15 protein-coding genes are annotated in these 14,523 nt (G+C 39.6%); 5 read left to right on the top strand and 10 right to left on the bottom strand.

All coding sequences use genetic code 11. From position 1 onward, the window contains the following. Positions 1–37: 37 nt before the first annotated feature. On the bottom strand, positions 38–658 hold the full coding sequence (locus tag AA980_RS00635) for an NAD(P)-dependent oxidoreductase (RefSeq protein WP_024031275.1): 621 nt from the start codon (positions 656–658) through the stop codon (positions 38–40). A gap of 483 nt (positions 659–1,141) precedes the next feature. On the opposite strand from AA980_RS00635, the gene fumC reads away from it, so the two are divergent. Further along, positions 1,142–2,521, top strand: a complete 1,380-nt coding sequence (fumC, locus tag AA980_RS00640; protein WP_024031065.1) for a class II fumarate hydratase — start codon at positions 1,142–1,144, stop codon at positions 2,519–2,521. Between the two features lie 84 nt (positions 2,522–2,605). Here the strand turns inward: fumC and AA980_RS00645 are convergent, their stop codons facing one another. Next, positions 2,606–2,809 (bottom strand): alpha/beta-type small acid-soluble spore protein, encoded by a 204-nt coding sequence (locus AA980_RS00645; protein WP_024031066.1) that lies wholly within the window; start codon positions 2,807–2,809, stop codon positions 2,606–2,608. Positions 2,810–3,113: 304 nt separating this feature from the next. Between AA980_RS00645 and AA980_RS00650 the strand changes: the two genes are divergently transcribed. Then, on the top strand, positions 3,114–3,356 hold the full coding sequence (locus tag AA980_RS00650) for a hypothetical protein (protein WP_034725277.1): 243 nt from the start codon (positions 3,114–3,116) through the stop codon (positions 3,354–3,356). Positions 3,357–3,397: 41 nt separating this feature from the next. Here AA980_RS00650 and AA980_RS00655 read toward each other — a convergent pair whose 3' ends face one another. The 8 genes from AA980_RS00655 to AA980_RS00690 all read right to left on the bottom strand — a co-directional run bounded on the left by AA980_RS00655 (position 3,398) and on the right by AA980_RS00690 (position 11,154). Then, a complete protein-coding gene (locus tag AA980_RS00655) occupies positions 3,398–4,498 on the bottom strand; it encodes an ABC transporter ATP-binding protein (protein WP_024031067.1) in 1,101 nt (366 codons plus the stop codon). A 108-nt stretch (positions 4,499–4,606) separates the two neighbouring features. Continuing rightward, a complete protein-coding gene (locus tag AA980_RS00660) occupies positions 4,607–5,512 on the bottom strand; it encodes a PucR family transcriptional regulator (protein ID WP_024031068.1) in 906 nt (301 codons plus the stop codon). A gap of 126 nt (positions 5,513–5,638) precedes the next feature. Further along, positions 5,639–5,830 carry a hypothetical protein gene (locus AA980_RS00665; protein WP_024031069.1) on the bottom strand — a complete coding sequence of 64 codons (192 nt, stop codon included), beginning with the start codon at positions 5,828–5,830 and terminating at the stop codon, positions 5,639–5,641. Between the two features lie 177 nt (positions 5,831–6,007). Then, a complete protein-coding gene (locus AA980_RS00670) occupies positions 6,008–6,217 on the bottom strand; it encodes a YheE family protein (protein WP_024031070.1) in 210 nt (69 codons plus the stop codon). Between the two features lie 67 nt (positions 6,218–6,284). After that, on the bottom strand, positions 6,285–7,331 hold the full coding sequence (locus tag AA980_RS00675) for a YheC/YheD family endospore coat-associated protein (RefSeq protein ID WP_024031071.1): 1,047 nt from the start codon (positions 7,329–7,331) through the stop codon (positions 6,285–6,287). After that, complete coding sequence (locus tag AA980_RS00680) at positions 7,328–8,692, bottom strand: YheC/YheD family endospore coat-associated protein (RefSeq protein ID WP_024031072.1); 1,365 nt, start codon at positions 8,690–8,692, stop codon at positions 7,328–7,330. Before AA980_RS00680 ends, AA980_RS00675 begins: the two co-directional genes overlap by 4 nt. Beyond that, a complete protein-coding gene (locus AA980_RS00685) occupies positions 8,670–9,773 on the bottom strand; it encodes a YheC/YheD family endospore coat-associated protein (protein WP_024031073.1) in 1,104 nt (367 codons plus the stop codon). Before AA980_RS00685 ends, AA980_RS00680 begins: the two co-directional genes overlap by 23 nt. 7 nt (positions 9,774–9,780) lie before the next feature. After that, on the bottom strand, positions 9,781–11,154 hold the full coding sequence (locus tag AA980_RS00690) for a YheC/YheD family endospore coat-associated protein (protein ID WP_024031074.1): 1,374 nt from the start codon (positions 11,152–11,154) through the stop codon (positions 9,781–9,783). Positions 11,155–11,300: 146 nt separating this feature from the next. On the opposite strand from AA980_RS00690, the gene AA980_RS00695 reads away from it, so the two are divergent. The 3 genes from AA980_RS00695 to AA980_RS00705 all read left to right on the top strand — a co-directional run bounded on the left by AA980_RS00695 (position 11,301) and on the right by AA980_RS00705 (position 14,290). Continuing rightward, positions 11,301–11,648: a YlbF family regulator gene (locus AA980_RS00695; RefSeq protein ID WP_024031075.1), complete on the top strand. Its 348-nt coding sequence runs from the start codon at positions 11,301–11,303 to the stop codon at positions 11,646–11,648. Positions 11,649–11,785: 137 nt separating this feature from the next. Then, positions 11,786–12,655 carry a Cof-type HAD-IIB family hydrolase gene (locus AA980_RS00700; RefSeq protein ID WP_024031076.1) on the top strand — a complete coding sequence of 290 codons (870 nt, stop codon included), beginning with the start codon at positions 11,786–11,788 and terminating at the stop codon, positions 12,653–12,655. A 123-nt stretch (positions 12,656–12,778) separates the two neighbouring features. Next, a complete protein-coding gene (locus AA980_RS00705; RefSeq protein ID WP_024031077.1) occupies positions 12,779–14,290 on the top strand; it encodes a coproporphyrinogen III oxidase in 1,512 nt (503 codons plus the stop codon). Positions 14,291–14,523: the final 233 nt, after the last annotated feature.

The following is a 14,523-nucleotide window of genomic DNA, read 5'->3' on the forward strand; positions in this document are numbered from 1 at the left end:
GTGAAGGGACTGGCCATCATGGTCAGTCCCTATTTTTTCAATAAGTAAGGCCTACTCTTGAACCGATAAATTCATCTGAAAATAGCTGCCTGTAGGCGAAATCTCCGGTGTCAAAAATCGAGATGGAGGAAGGATTTTCTGGGAGAAAGTCCTTTTCATATCGATAGGTCCCAATTCTTTCACCCACAGGTAAATAGGTTGGACAGACAATTGTCCAATCAAGCCTGGAATCCTTTAATAATAAATAAGCCTTTAAATGTTCTTCGGCATCCTTGGTACTCTTTCGTCTAGACTCTGACGATTGGAAGCGGTATAAATAGGGAGCGGAACGTGCTTGCAGGATACCCGCTGTACCAATTGTAATAATCCGGCTAATTCTATGCTTTTTCATTTGTTTGATGATGAAGGGCATGGAATCTGAAAGAGTTGAGCTGCCATCTGTATTTAAGGCACTGATGACCACATCAGCCCCTGTGATTGAATGGGCAATATCCTCTTCTAGTAAGACATTACCTTCTCTAACGGTAAGGCCTGCAGCCATTTGGTATATTTTTTTCGCATCTCGCACTAAGGCTTGGACAGAATGGTGATTGATCAAAGCATTATCCAAAATGACTGAACCAACCCTTCCTGTTGCCCCCAAAAGGCAAATGTTCACAAAAAGTTCACTCCTCGGTCACTAATGTGTAATTTCTATCACTTGTTAATCCTGCCCATTATGATACCTTAAAAATGTTTAAGTATAAACAATTCAAAAAGAGGTGGGATGGTTATGGGTGAGTATTCAATTGTACTTTTAATCGGTAGTTTTTTAATCCTTTCTTATTATATCGGATATACAATTTATAAAGCATAGGCTGCAGACAAATGTCTGCAGTTTTTTTAATAATGGCTGTGTTAAAAGTGAATGTTGATTTCCGTTCCAGGCGCTTCGCGTTCCGCGGAGCGGGCGGTGAGCCTCCTCGGCGCTAAAGCGCCTGCGGGGTCTCACCTGTCCCGCTGCTCCCGCAGGAGTCTCGCGCCTTCCACTCCAATCAACATTGTGATCAAAATCAACTATATCCTTTAACACAGTCATAATAATAAAATAAGAAATGGGTATATATATTGAAGTAGCACGAATTAGTGAGGTGGAATGCAAATGGAGAATTTTAGAATTGAAAAGGATACACTTGGTGAAGTTCGTGTCCAGTCAGATAAATATTGGGGAGCGCAAACACAGCGGAGTAAGGAAAACTTTAAAATTGGCACCGAAAAAATGCCGTTGGAACTCATTTATGGCTTAACCCTAATTAAAAAATCAGCAGCAATAGTGAATCAACAATTAGGTAAGCTAAGTGAATTAAAAATGGAGGCAATAAAAAAAGTGTCTGATGAAATATTAACTGGGAATTTCGATGAACATTTTCCATTAGCTGTTTGGCAAACTGGCAGCGGCACGCAGTCCAATATGAACGTCAATGAGGTGATTGCGAACCGTGCCAACGAATGGTTGAAGGAACAAGGCAGTAAAGAAAATATTCATCCTAATGATGATGTCAATATGTCGCAAAGCTCCAACGATACTTTTCCAACAGCCATGCATATAGCGGCCTATATAAAAGTAACGGAATCGCTGCTCCCAGCTATTCAAGAGTTAAAACAGACACTCCTTGAAAAAGAAAAAGCTTTTTCTACTATTGTAAAAATAGGAAGAACACATTTACAGGATGCTACGCCATTAACTCTCGGCCAAGAAATAAGCGGCTGGCGGGCAATGCTCGAAAAGAATGAGAGAATGATTACGGAGGCTAGCAGCTATCTGCTGGATTTGGCAATAGGAGGGACGGCTGTTGGTACAGGAATTAATGCTGACCCTCAGTTTGGAGAAAAGGTTTCGGCACAGCTTTCTATGCTAACAGGACATCCATTCCGGTCAGCAGAAAATAAATTTCATGCCTTAACAAGTCATGATGAAATTGTTTACGTCCATGGTTCCATCAAAGCCTTAGCGGCTGATTTAATGAAAATTGCCAATGATGTCCGCTGGCTCGCAAGCGGACCACGCAGCGGGATTGGCGAGCTAACCATCCCAGCCAATGAGCCAGGGAGCTCCATCATGCCAGGAAAAGTAAATCCAACACAAAGTGAAGCGTTAACGATGGTGGTGTGCCAAGTTTTTGGCAATGATGCGACAATTGGTGTTGCGGCAAGCCAGGGGAATTTTGAATTAAATGTGTTTAAACCAGTGATCATTAATAATTTAATCCAATCAATAAGGCTTCTTTCTGATGGGATGCGGTCATTTAACAAAAATTGTGCTGTAGGACTTGAAGCTAACAAAAACATAATCAAGGAACATGTTGAACAGTCTTTAATGCTAGTGACAGCGTTAAACTCGCATATAGGCTATGAAAAAGCGGCACAAATCGCCAAATTGGCTTTTAAAGAAAACAGCACATTAAAAGAAGCGGCAATTAAAACCGGTTTTGTCTCTGCGGAACAATTTGATCAATGGATTAAACCTGAAAATATGGTTTAAAATTGACGCAATGAAAGCCCCCTCCATTGTTGAAGGGGGCTAGGCCATATTATAAATTTTTTTATAAAAAGATTTTGCTAAAAATTATCGTTGGAACCCGCCAAGTTGGGATTCAGCCATTTGAACTAAACGCTTTGTGATTTCTCCTCCGACAGAACCGTTGGCACGTGAAGTCGTATCTGCACCAAGATTTACACCAAACTCTGAAGCAATTTCATACTTCATTTGATCAAGTGCCTGTTGAACGCCTGGTACTAAAAGTTGATTAGAGTTGTTGTTACTTGCCATAGTTGAATAACACTCCTCTTAATAAATTTGGGGTCAGTATGGAATTGAACCATAATTTTGCCGCCTGGGCCTAACCCATATTATTATTGTTCCTTTTAGTAAAATGGTTGGATGATCCGGAATTGCACCGGTTGCTACCCTAGTTGATTGGTTTCATCCATCGGTGTAATTGTTGCTTTGTAATCTTTATTATGATTAATTCTTGAAGACTTATTCGAACTATTAATTGGTAGTTTATCCCACTACTTAGGGCAGGTAATCTTACATAAACTAAAGTTATCTTACAATCAAAAGGGTGAAGAGTATGTCAGTATGCCCAGTCTGCAATGGTTTCCGCGACGTCTATTTACTATGCGCCTATTGCAGTGAACCTATGCTGGAAAGTGGCAGGATTATGGACTTTTATGATAATTATAGTCCATATATGGAAATTGATTTAATGAAAATGGAGGATGGGTACCCTGACACAAATTCAGGACATAAATGTCCACATCTATATCGCTGCCCATCCTGTCAACATGATGAAATCATATTAATAAAAGAATAAGCCCCCGTTCCCAAATAGGGACGGAGGCGTTAGATATGATTTTATGGTCTGATCCTTAATTCTGTATCAATATCAAAGAAATGAGCCTTGTTTAAGTCAAATGCTAAGTCTAATTTATCACCTGGTTTAACATCGGCACGTGAATCAAGTCGAGCGACGAAGTCCTGATCGCCAATAGATGAGTAAACCATTAACTCGGCACCGGTTAATTCGGCAACATCGATATTAGCGGTAATTTTTGTTCCAGCAGATGCCTCAATAAAAATAGGTTCATCATGGATATCTTCTGGGCGAGTCCCAAGGATGATTGATTTTCCAATATAGCCTTGTTCGCGAAGGAATTTCATCTTACCTTCGGGTACAGCGATAGCAGTTTTGCCAATAACAAATTTGCCATCTTCAAGTTTTCCATGGAAGAAATTCATTGCGGGCGATCCAATAAAGCCGCCGACAAACACATTTTCCGGTTTTTCATAGACTTCTTTAGGCGAACCAACCTGTTGAATGACTCCGTCTTTCATAACAACTAAACGGGTAGCCATTGTCATGGCCTCTGTTTGGTCGTGAGTAACATAGATCGTTGTTGTATCTAAGCGGCGGTGCAGTTTAGCAATCTCAGCACGCATTTGAACACGAAGCTTGGCATCAAGGTTGGATAACGGTTCATCCATTAAGAATACCTTGGCATCACGGACGATGGCACGGCCTAATGCTACACGTTGGCGCTGACCGCCTGAAAGAGCTTTTGGTTTACGAGTTAAATATGCTTCTAAGCCAAGAATTTTGGCAGCTTCCTGAACACGGCGGTCAATTTCGGCTTTAGGAAATTTACGCAACTTCAATCCGAATGCCATGTTATCATAAACTGTCATATGCGGATAAAGGGCGTAGTTTTGGAATACCATCGCGATATCGCGGTCTTTCGGAGCGACATCGTTTACTCTTTTGCCATCGATGTAAAAATCACCTTTTGAGATGTCTTCAAGTCCAGCAATCAGGCGAAGTGTAGTTGATTTACCGCAGCCAGACGGACCAACAAAGACGATAAATTCTTTATCCTCGATATGTAGATTGAAATCTTGAACAGCGGTAACTTTATTATCATAAACTTTAAAAATATGATCTAATTTTAACTCTGCCATGTGAATTGCCTCCCTGTATTATCTTGATAAACTCAGTTTACAGGTTCGGGGGAGAAAAATGTATGGACAGGTTGCACAAAAAATGAAAACGCTTTTTTGGGCACATTGTTAGTTGCGTTTCTGTTCAAACAGAAGGCAAGCTAAAAAGACGGTAAAGGCCCCGTGAAAATCCTTTAATCCAATTCCAGTTTTTTCGCAAAATTTATCAATCCGATATTGGAGGGTGTTTCGGTGAATATACAATCGTTTCGCAGTTAAACTAGCATTTAAATTGTTTTCTAGAAAAATCTTGACGGTCGAAAACATTTCTGGGTCATCCTGGAATAGTTCGATTACTTCTTGGTTGACTTTGTGCTTTAATTCCTCGGAGAGATGATGTGCTAAAAAAGCAGGAAAAACCCGTTCAAATGTGAAGATATGTGGGTTGCCCAAATTGTGTATTCCAAAAGAAAAGTATTCTTGCTCCTGAAGGAATTTTTCGCGGAGCTCCAAGGAAAAAGAATGGAGTTTCCCAATGAAAAATGAAATTTTTACATAAAAATCGCTTTCTAATGTTTCCGACATCGAAATCAGTTCTTCTTCTGAAAGAGAAATTTGTGTTTTCTCTTCAATTACAATACCCCTGCTTCCGTTTTCCCAAATGATTAGTACGTCCTCAGTAAAAAATCCTTTTAAAGCGGACTCCATTTCAATTTGATTGGCATCATCGCTGCTCATATGGAATTGTATCAACCGAAAACTCGTTTCAGATGGGTAACTTGGAAGAGGACCGTTCGAAAATAGAAATTCATACCAGCCATTTGAAGCGGAATGATTGGCTGTTGTTTGAACCTCAACTAGTTTAAAAATCGTTTTAAGAAGCTTTAGTTCTTTTTCACTTACGTCTGTTTTTGGAATGCCAATCCACTCATTCTCTGCTTCATTACATAAGATATACAATTGGTCAGTAGGGTTCACGGGTTGATTAAGAAACATAATGGCATTCTCATATATGGATAATAATTTACTTAACATTGATCATTTTCCCCATTATCTAGATTTTTTAAGAAATTCTACTTCTATTATACCAATAGAAGATGAACAATAAAAAAGGCTGAGCCTTTTAAAATGCCGGCTAGCCTTTATTGATACCTTATTGTTTTACTCACATTCATATGGTGGTTGTTCCTCAATGAGATCACGTGCTTCTTCAATATTTGTGGAATCGTGACGTGCGTGAACGGAACCGCCTGACATTCCTTCATTAATCATCCGGTCAATATCCAGATAGACTTTATCTCTTCCTTCATAAACAGAACCTTGTTCGGATAGCTTATCTTTACCTTTTTCCATGACAATCAATCCTTTCCGCTTTTCCTGTTGTCTAGCTGCAGCGCCTAGGGGCTCGGGTCATAAGCCAATCCGTCAAGAAGGCTAAAAAACAGCCTTCTAGCCGGCTCGTCTAATGCCTGCCGCCCCTGAACCAGGCGCTTCCGCTTTTCCTGTTAGTTTGTAGAAAGGTTAATTGGATTATTCATAAACGTGAAAAAGCATTAATTCATGGATTTGGCTTGTTAATGCGTCAATATCTTTTTGTTCAGGTGTATTTGTGGTGAATTCAATTTTTCCTGTTGGGTGATAGATTCCTGTAAATCTTTGTTTTTTGTAATAAAAGGAAAAGTTCCAGCCAGGAATATTTTTATTTTCAAATAATGGTTTGAACTGAAAATGCATCAACATTTACCTCATCCCCTTTGCATTGTAGTACTTCTAGCTTACCTTGTTTAGGGAATAATTTAAACAAAAATTAAAGCCCGGTAACTGTTAACTGCAGGAATAAGCGGCATAGCTGAGCTATTTTCCTTTCTTCAATCTCCGTTTCATCAAAGCTCATCGGCTTTGAATTGGCTTCATAAATATAATACCGGCCAGTTTTACTTACGCCTGCGTCAATTGAAAACTCGCCAAAAAAGCCGAATTGTTCCGATAAAGCTTCACCGACAAAAGGGACAACGGTTTGAATGAACTGATCATGTTCTGTTGATTGTAAAAACTCATATGGAAGTAGTCTGCCTCCGGTGGGAATATGGGTCGTAATCTCTTGTTCCTGAGCCTGCCTAATCCCGACCCCTGTAATCGTGTAACCGTTATCCTCAGCATGAGCAAGAATGCGAAAATCAAAGCGGTAACCCTCATATTCGGCTGAATTGATTGCCTCTTGGGCTAAATAGTTTTTCTCAAAAAGTTTTCTCTTCCAATTCTCCCAGAAGTGATCAAAAGATTTGTAGGATTCACTGTTTTCAACCCCTTCAAGTTGAATTTCTGAAGGGTTCTTCAGTTTGAGCCGGAAAATACCTTTTCCTTTTGCCGATTGCCTGGGTTTTAAATAAACAGTTGTATGTTTTTTCAAAAATGAGAACAGGTCCTTTTTATCCTCGACAAGGATAGTTTGCGGTAAAAATTTTTGCATCACCGTGTGATTTTTCAATAACTCATAAAGTTCATATTTATCAATAAAACAGGGATTAAAAAAAGGGATATTGTTTTCTTTTAACCTAGATATCAAAGCCTGGAAGGGTTCATTTTGTTCTGATTTTCGAAATGGAATTCGGTTATAAACAAGGTCTGGATAAGGGAATTTATCCTTTATCCAGCGGTTTTTATCAAGTGAAAACATGTAACCAATAATAAAATCCTTTGTCATTCCTTCAGGAGTAAAGACAAAGCTTACTCCATTTAATGAAATAAGCTTTTTTTGCAATTCGATAAAAAGCGGGCCGTTGCCTGCAATGGAGCCATTCGCTTTCTGTGCTGTTAAGATCCCAATCAGTGGGCCTGGCGAATTGTTTTTCATTTGAATAGTTCCTCAGGATGTAATAATGCTTGCTCCGTTAGAAAAACAGCAAAGGCAATTGATAATTTGCGTGTTAGGAAATCAACTTCTTTCAATTCCGGATGACTAAAAATCGATCTGCCCGGCTTGGAATTCGCTTCAAAGAGCCATACATTTCCTTTACGGTCGATGCCTAAATCAAAACCAATCTCGCCAATAATGCCTTCAATATTACTGTCTAACGATTTACTAAGCTGAAGTGCAGCACTGGTCAGCTTTTCGAAATATAAATCAGCTTCTTCCTTTGGGAAAATTTCTGCGAGTGTTTTGATATCTCCACCACTGCGGGCATGCGTAGTCACGCTTCCGTGCCCGGCAATCTTCGCTGCGATCGCTGACACCTGCCATTTACCGTAGTCATCCTTATTAGTATGGACACGAAAATCAATTGAGCGAGTTTCGTTTCTAAGCAAAGAAATGCCCTGCTGCACTATCATTTTTTCTAGGGATTGATGTGCAAATACAGATTGAAACAACCTGTCTAAACTGACAAATTTGCGTAAGCGATTTATATAAGCTTCATCCTGATAGCGACAATAATAACTTCCAGATTGTTTATCGAAAATCACCTGATGAATTCCTAATCCAAGACTGCCGTTTTTTGGTTTAATAAAAATATGGCCATATTTTGCCAGCATCGTTTCGATGGTTGAAAAGGAGGTAAACGGCTGAGTCTCTGGGAGGTATTCAGTAACCTGAACATCCTTTAGCAGAAGTTCATAAATATCAAGTTTATTGAAAAACCCGGGATTGTACCACGGAATCAGGTATTCATTTTGTAATCGGTCTCTTACTTTCATCAATTTTGGGTTGCGCTCACTTTTTCGATTGGGAAGACGGTCATAAATTACATTTGGAAAAGGGACCTCAATCGTTTCCCAAGCATGATTATGAAAAAAGTAACCTTCTATCGTTCCTTGCTCCCAATCAATATGCTGCTCTCCGAAAACAAACGCTAGAGCGCCGACTGTTTTATTAACCGAAAGGAGTTTTGAAAAAAACAATGTACGTTCGCCGATTGGCTGCAAGGGAATGGACGTAAATCCTGCCGTGAAAATACCAACGAGCGGACCAATATAAAGGATTTGATTTTCGATAAAGGCATGGAGCGGGATTGTGAAATCGGGAAACTGGATTGCCTTCTGAATTTTTCTGCTAATCACAATGCGGTCAATTTCATCAGGGTGCGGGAAAAAATCAACAGCAATTGATTTTGAGCCAAAAGCTATTCGCTTTATTTGTTTACCCTGAAGAATATCCTTAGGACAGAACACAACCAATTGATCATTTTGAGCAACCTCAATGAGATAATGTTGTCTCATAATAGCTCTTCCTTTCATGCGGTGCCGTTTCGGAAAGGTATTTGCCATAAAGCAGCGGATTTAGGTGGATTGAATCCTTTAAATCTGGTCGTGTTTGCAATAGAACCTTTCTTCCTGGTTTGGAATTTATATCAAGGACCCAAATTGATCCGTTTTTGGCAATGCCAATATCTACACCAATCTCAAATAAGGACATAAACTCTTTTTCGAGCAGGGGAGGGAGGCTGGCAAGAATATAGTCTAATTCTTGACGAATGTATTCCCCTTTGGCGGGTGGAAGTGATGTCAGCCAATCTGTAAACGAGATGACGGATCCACCTGCACTTAAGTTTGAAAGGAGACCCCCTGTACTTCCAGTCCGTATCCCTCTGCCAAGTTCGCCCCAGAATCCATTTGCACTTTTTTGCAACAGAACACGAATGTCAAATGGCTGCAGTTCATTGTTATTCAGTTCCAAATAAGGCTGGAGCAGAAAGTCATGTTGCTTGATTAATGGTTGCAGCCATTTAAGGAGTTTCGCCTCATTTGGGAAAATCCGCGAAATAATTTTCTTTTGTTTTTCTGTTTTTACATGAAAGGATTTGTCGTTTTTCTTCAAGTAATAAATACCGAAGCCTTGTGAACCATTAATTGGCTTTAAAATTATCTTTTTCTGCGCCGCTAATTCTTTTAGTATGATTTCAGTATCTGAAACGAATTGGGTTTTAGGCAAATAGGAGGCTAAACTAGAGTTTTTTAACGTTTTATAGATTTCAAGTTTATTAGGTAATCCATAGCCTAAAAAGGTTATATCATTTCTGCTCTTCAACCATGAGACAATCGGCAGGCATTGTTTGGAATGCTCATCCTCTCCGTAAAAACAGCGGTCGTAAATGATGGATGGGATTGGCAGTTCATTCTCCAGCCAGCAGTTTGCCTTAGAATCAAACATTTTCCCTTTTACCTGAAGTGTATGCGGATTAATACTGGAGGGAAGGAAACGAAATACCTCCATTTCGCACGATTTAGCATGTCTGGCAATTTCATTTATATAAGCATGTTCGCTTTCCATATTCAACGTCATAATGCCAAATGTAATCATTTTAATGTCACTCCTTTAATGGCTTGGTTTCAAAGCCAAGCTGGGTACAAAATTGAATAATTGCCTTTGCGGACGGTCTTATTTTTCCAACATCATCCTCGAAGTTTTTAGAAGGCTTGGAATTCACCTCGATTAGCCAAATCCTGCCATCAAGGTCAACACCGATATCGATGCCAAGTTCTCCGGTTATTCCTGCTGAATTACTGCCAATAACCGTAGCTGTTTCAAGTGCCAATTCCTTCAGCACTTCGAGTGTTGCTAAAGCTTTTTTTCCGCCGAGACAAGTCCCTAATGCCGTCAACGGTCGTGTAATGGTACCGCCTCTAGCAATATTGGAAACAAACTCCCCATCAGCAGCAATTCTTGCCACAGTTGATGTAATTTTCCATTGATTAGTAAGACTCTTATGACATAAAACCCTAAAATCCATGGCACAAGCGTGATGTGTAACTAAATCAAGTCCCTGCTGAATAATATAAATCTGATTATAAAGGATTGGTTTTACCAGCTGATAAATTTCGTCTAGGGTAACTCCCTCCCCAACGGTATCAATCTGACTTGTTAGCGAGGATTGAAAAGTGTAGTAATTTTCCCTTTCCTTTTTCACTTTAATAATGTTCTTGCCTTGACTGCCATGGATCGGTTTAAGAAAGACAGTTTCGTATTTTTGGATGAATTCATGCAGGTGTTCCTTTGAGAAGAGTTTTGTCTTGGGAATATAAGCCAAGAGCTGTCTCTCATTGCTCAGCTGCTCATACACTTCCCATTTAGAAAGAAAACGGTCATTAAAAATCGGAATCATAAGTTGTTCCAGCCGGCTGCGGAACTGTTTATAGGACTCCTTCTGTTCAAGCCTCCTGGAATGGATGCGGTTGTAAATCACATCAGGCAGGGGAAGTTCAAATGGGAGCCATTTTCCGTCCATAAGGTAATATGCTTCGTTTAAAAATTGTTCATAAGCAAAGACGTAAAAAAAACCACCCTGCTCCGTTATACAGTGATGAAGTTCCTCGCAAAAGGTATGGATAGAACGAAAGTGAAGATTTTCCTGCCTAATTGAGGTGAAATTAGTAAGTAAACCGACCACTGGACCTAGCTTCAGGGTATGGCTATCTGCCAGGTACATGGCCTGAAACTTATAGCATTGAAGCGGCAGACAAAAATCTGTTATCATGTTTGCCGGTAAAATCAGCTCGTTTGCAGCCATTTCTACTGTTTGGATGGTTGTAGTGATTGTTTTTTGCCCTAACGTGATGTTCAAATCCCGGTGTTCTCCTATTTTTAATTGGATAAACAATTGGTTGGACATTTGTACAACGAAGCAATTTCTATCTGTCGGTTTACCGGGCACAATCTTAATTGGAGTTAAAGATAATGACATAATCACTCCTCATTTGTGTAAAAATAGGCATTCGCTGATAATATCGTATGTGAAAATAATTTAGAAGGTGATTTGAACATTCTCGCATTTAAATGAATAGTTTGTTATAGTTGTGAAGAATTATTACCAAAAAAGGAGTGAACCTAATGGCAGTTAATTTATATGATTCCGCCTATGCCTTAGAAACCGCAATCCGACAAAGTGAGGAGTATACCCAATTAAAGCAGGCGTACAGTGAAGTGGATGCCGATCCGGCCTCAAAGCAAATGTTTGACGGGTTCCGGCAAATTCAAATGAATCTGCAGCAAAAACAAATGATGGGTCAGGATATTTCTGAACAAGAAATACAACAGGCACAGTCAACAGTGGCACTTGTGCAGCAGAATCCGAAAATTGCCTATCTCATGCAAGCAGAGCAGCGGATGAGCATGATAATTGGTGAATTAAATAAAGTCATTATGAAACCATTAGAAGACCTATATGGTCAAATGTAAGATTTCATACTAAGCCCTTGGTGCAAAACCGGGGTTTTTCTTTTTCAATCGGATGGTCATCTCCTCTGTTCTATAAATGAGTGAAAAGTCATAAAAGTGATATAAGGGTAATTTCACCAAGAACAGGGGGCAACATAATGATTTATCGCTTGCTTGCGTTAAATATTGATGGCACGCTTCTTCAAACAAATGGAAAAATTCATAAGTCAACAAAGGAAGCTATTGAATATGTTCAGCAAAAAGGAATTTATGTAACGCTCGTAACATCGCGCAGCTTTCCTTCAGCAAAAAAGGTTGCTAAGGCGTTAAAAATAAAATCACCACTGATCACACATCAAGGCGCCTATATAGCAAGCACTGTGGAAAAGCCGATTTATGTGAAAAGGATTAATGAAGACATTACCTATGACGCAGTTAGTTTTTTAGAGGCATTACCGTGCCAAATCCGCTTAGTCACTGAACAATTTTCTTTAGCCAATAGGTTAAAGCTTAACAATCATTTGCTTGCAAAAACGGTGTTTACTTCAGGCGACCCTGTTTTCTATTCCCAGCAATTTGTTTCATCACTAAGTGAATATTTGCATGATCAGCCGGTTACTCCTCCCAAGATTGAGGTTTATTTTGAGGATAAGAGTGATTTAAAGGATGCAAAAAATGCCCTAGGTAAAATGTTTACCGAGATTGAAATTATCGAGCTGGATTCCTTACGTTTGGATATTGTTCCTGCCGGAGTTTCAAAGCTAACAGGATTAACTTACCTAGGAAAGCAGCTTGGAATCAGCAGGAGTGAAATGGTTTATATTGGTGATGGTTTGGATGATATTCCCTTAATAGAAGCAGCAGGTCTTGGTGTTTCGATGTGGAACGCTGATTTCGAGGTGAAAAGGGCATCGGATTGGGTAACCAGGTCTGAAAATGAACATGGTGTTGCCTATATGGTAAAGGAACACTTCCGCAAACAGCAGCCAATTGAGTTTTTAAGAAAGATGAATATCATAAAAAAGTAAATTTTGTAGATATCAACGGCAGCAGCAGCCGTTGATATTTTTATGTAAAAATATACCATCTTATTGACCTTGTTTTTGCAATTCGGTACACTAAAGGAAGTTTACTATTGAAAGGTGATATCATTGCGAATTTCGATAATAGGGTTAGAGGATGAAAGATTTAATCGCCCGCTCCAGCTGATTGCTAATTTGTTTTTTGAAGAATCAAAGATTATTTCTACAAATGCGGAAGAAGCGGATATTCAGATACAATTCCATTTACAAATTCAGGAGAATATTTCTGTTTCTGCTGAATTAAAGGACAACCGTGGAAAAATATTTTCCGCCGAATATCAAAAGGAATTATTCCCGGCGGGGTCTGAAAAGGAAAAATTCAAACAAATAAAAAATGCTGTTTGCCATGTTTATTTAATAGTCCTGCAGGATCTGACGGGCATTAAGCAAAAGTGGGGCATTCTTACTGGAATCAGACCGACGAAATTGTTTCATCGGAAAGTCCAAGAAGGTATTCCATTAGAGGATGCCCATCAGCAATTAAAGGCTGATTATTTAATCACTGATGAAAAGATTGAGTTGATGCAGAAAATTGTCGACCGCCAGCTCAGCGTTGTCCCTGACCTATATTCGCTGCAAAAAGAAGTCAGTATTTATATTGGAATACCCTTTTGTCCGACGAAATGTGCGTATTGTACTTTTCCTGCATACGCGATTAATGGACGCCAAGGATCGGTGGATTCCTTCCTTGGAGGCCTTCATTATGAAATGAAGAAAATTGGTGCCTGGCTAAAGGAAAAAGGTGTCCGGATTACAACAGTCTATTATGGTGGAGGAACCCCGACCAGCATAACGGCTGAAGAGATGGATATGCTTTATGAAGAAATGTACATGTCGTTTCCTGATGTTGAAAACATCCGTGAAATTACCGTTGAGGCAGGGCGACCTGATACAATTACCCCTGAGAAATTAGAGGTTTTGAAAAAGTGGAATATCGACCGGATTAGTATTAATCCACAATCGTATACGCAAGAAACGTTAAAAGCGATTGGCAGGCATCATACAGTTACCGAAACGATTGAAAAGTATCACATGGCTCGAGCAAGCGGCATGAACAATATTAATATGGACTTAATTATTGGCTTGCCAGGTGAGGGGGTCCCAGAATTTACCCATTCCTTAGCCGAAACGGAAAAGCTGATGCCTGAATCCTTAACCGTTCATACTTTATCATTTAAGCGTGCCTCGGAAATGACTAAGAATAAGGAAAAATACAAAGTGGCAGACCGTGATGAAGTGGAACAGATGATGGAGCTAGCTGAGAACTGGACGGTGGAGCATGGCTATGTACCATATTACCTTTACCGTCAAAAGAACATTCTCGGTAATCTTGAGAATGTTGGTTACTCACTGCCGAACCAAGAAAGCATTTATAACATTATGATTATGGAAGAACAGCAGACAATTATCGGGCTCGGCTGCGGGGCAGCAAGCAAGTTTATTGACCCGGTTACCGGAAAAATTACTCACTTTGCAAATCCGAAGGACCCTAAAACCTATAATGACAGCTTTGAAGCTTATACGGAAGATAAAATAAAAATTCTAGATGAGTTATTTTCAGAGAAAGGTTCTCCTGCTTAATTTAAGCAGGAGTATTTCTCATATTTGCGTAAACAATGACAAAAGTGGGATTAGCGATTGAAAACGGGAAAGTTTTATGGGTTCGGTATCTTATTAGGGGTATAAGCGACCGAAACCTAGATAGTTGAGCAATTTCGGTAGCTAATAAGGGGTATAAGCGACCGAAACTGAGAAGGTCGTGTAAGTTTGGTAGCTAATAAGGGGTATAAGCGACCGAAACTGAGAAGGTCGTG

Source organism: Neobacillus vireti (assembly GCF_001026695.1).
GTDB classification, from domain to species: Bacteria; Bacillota; Bacilli; order Bacillales; family Cytobacillaceae; genus Neobacillus; species Neobacillus vireti.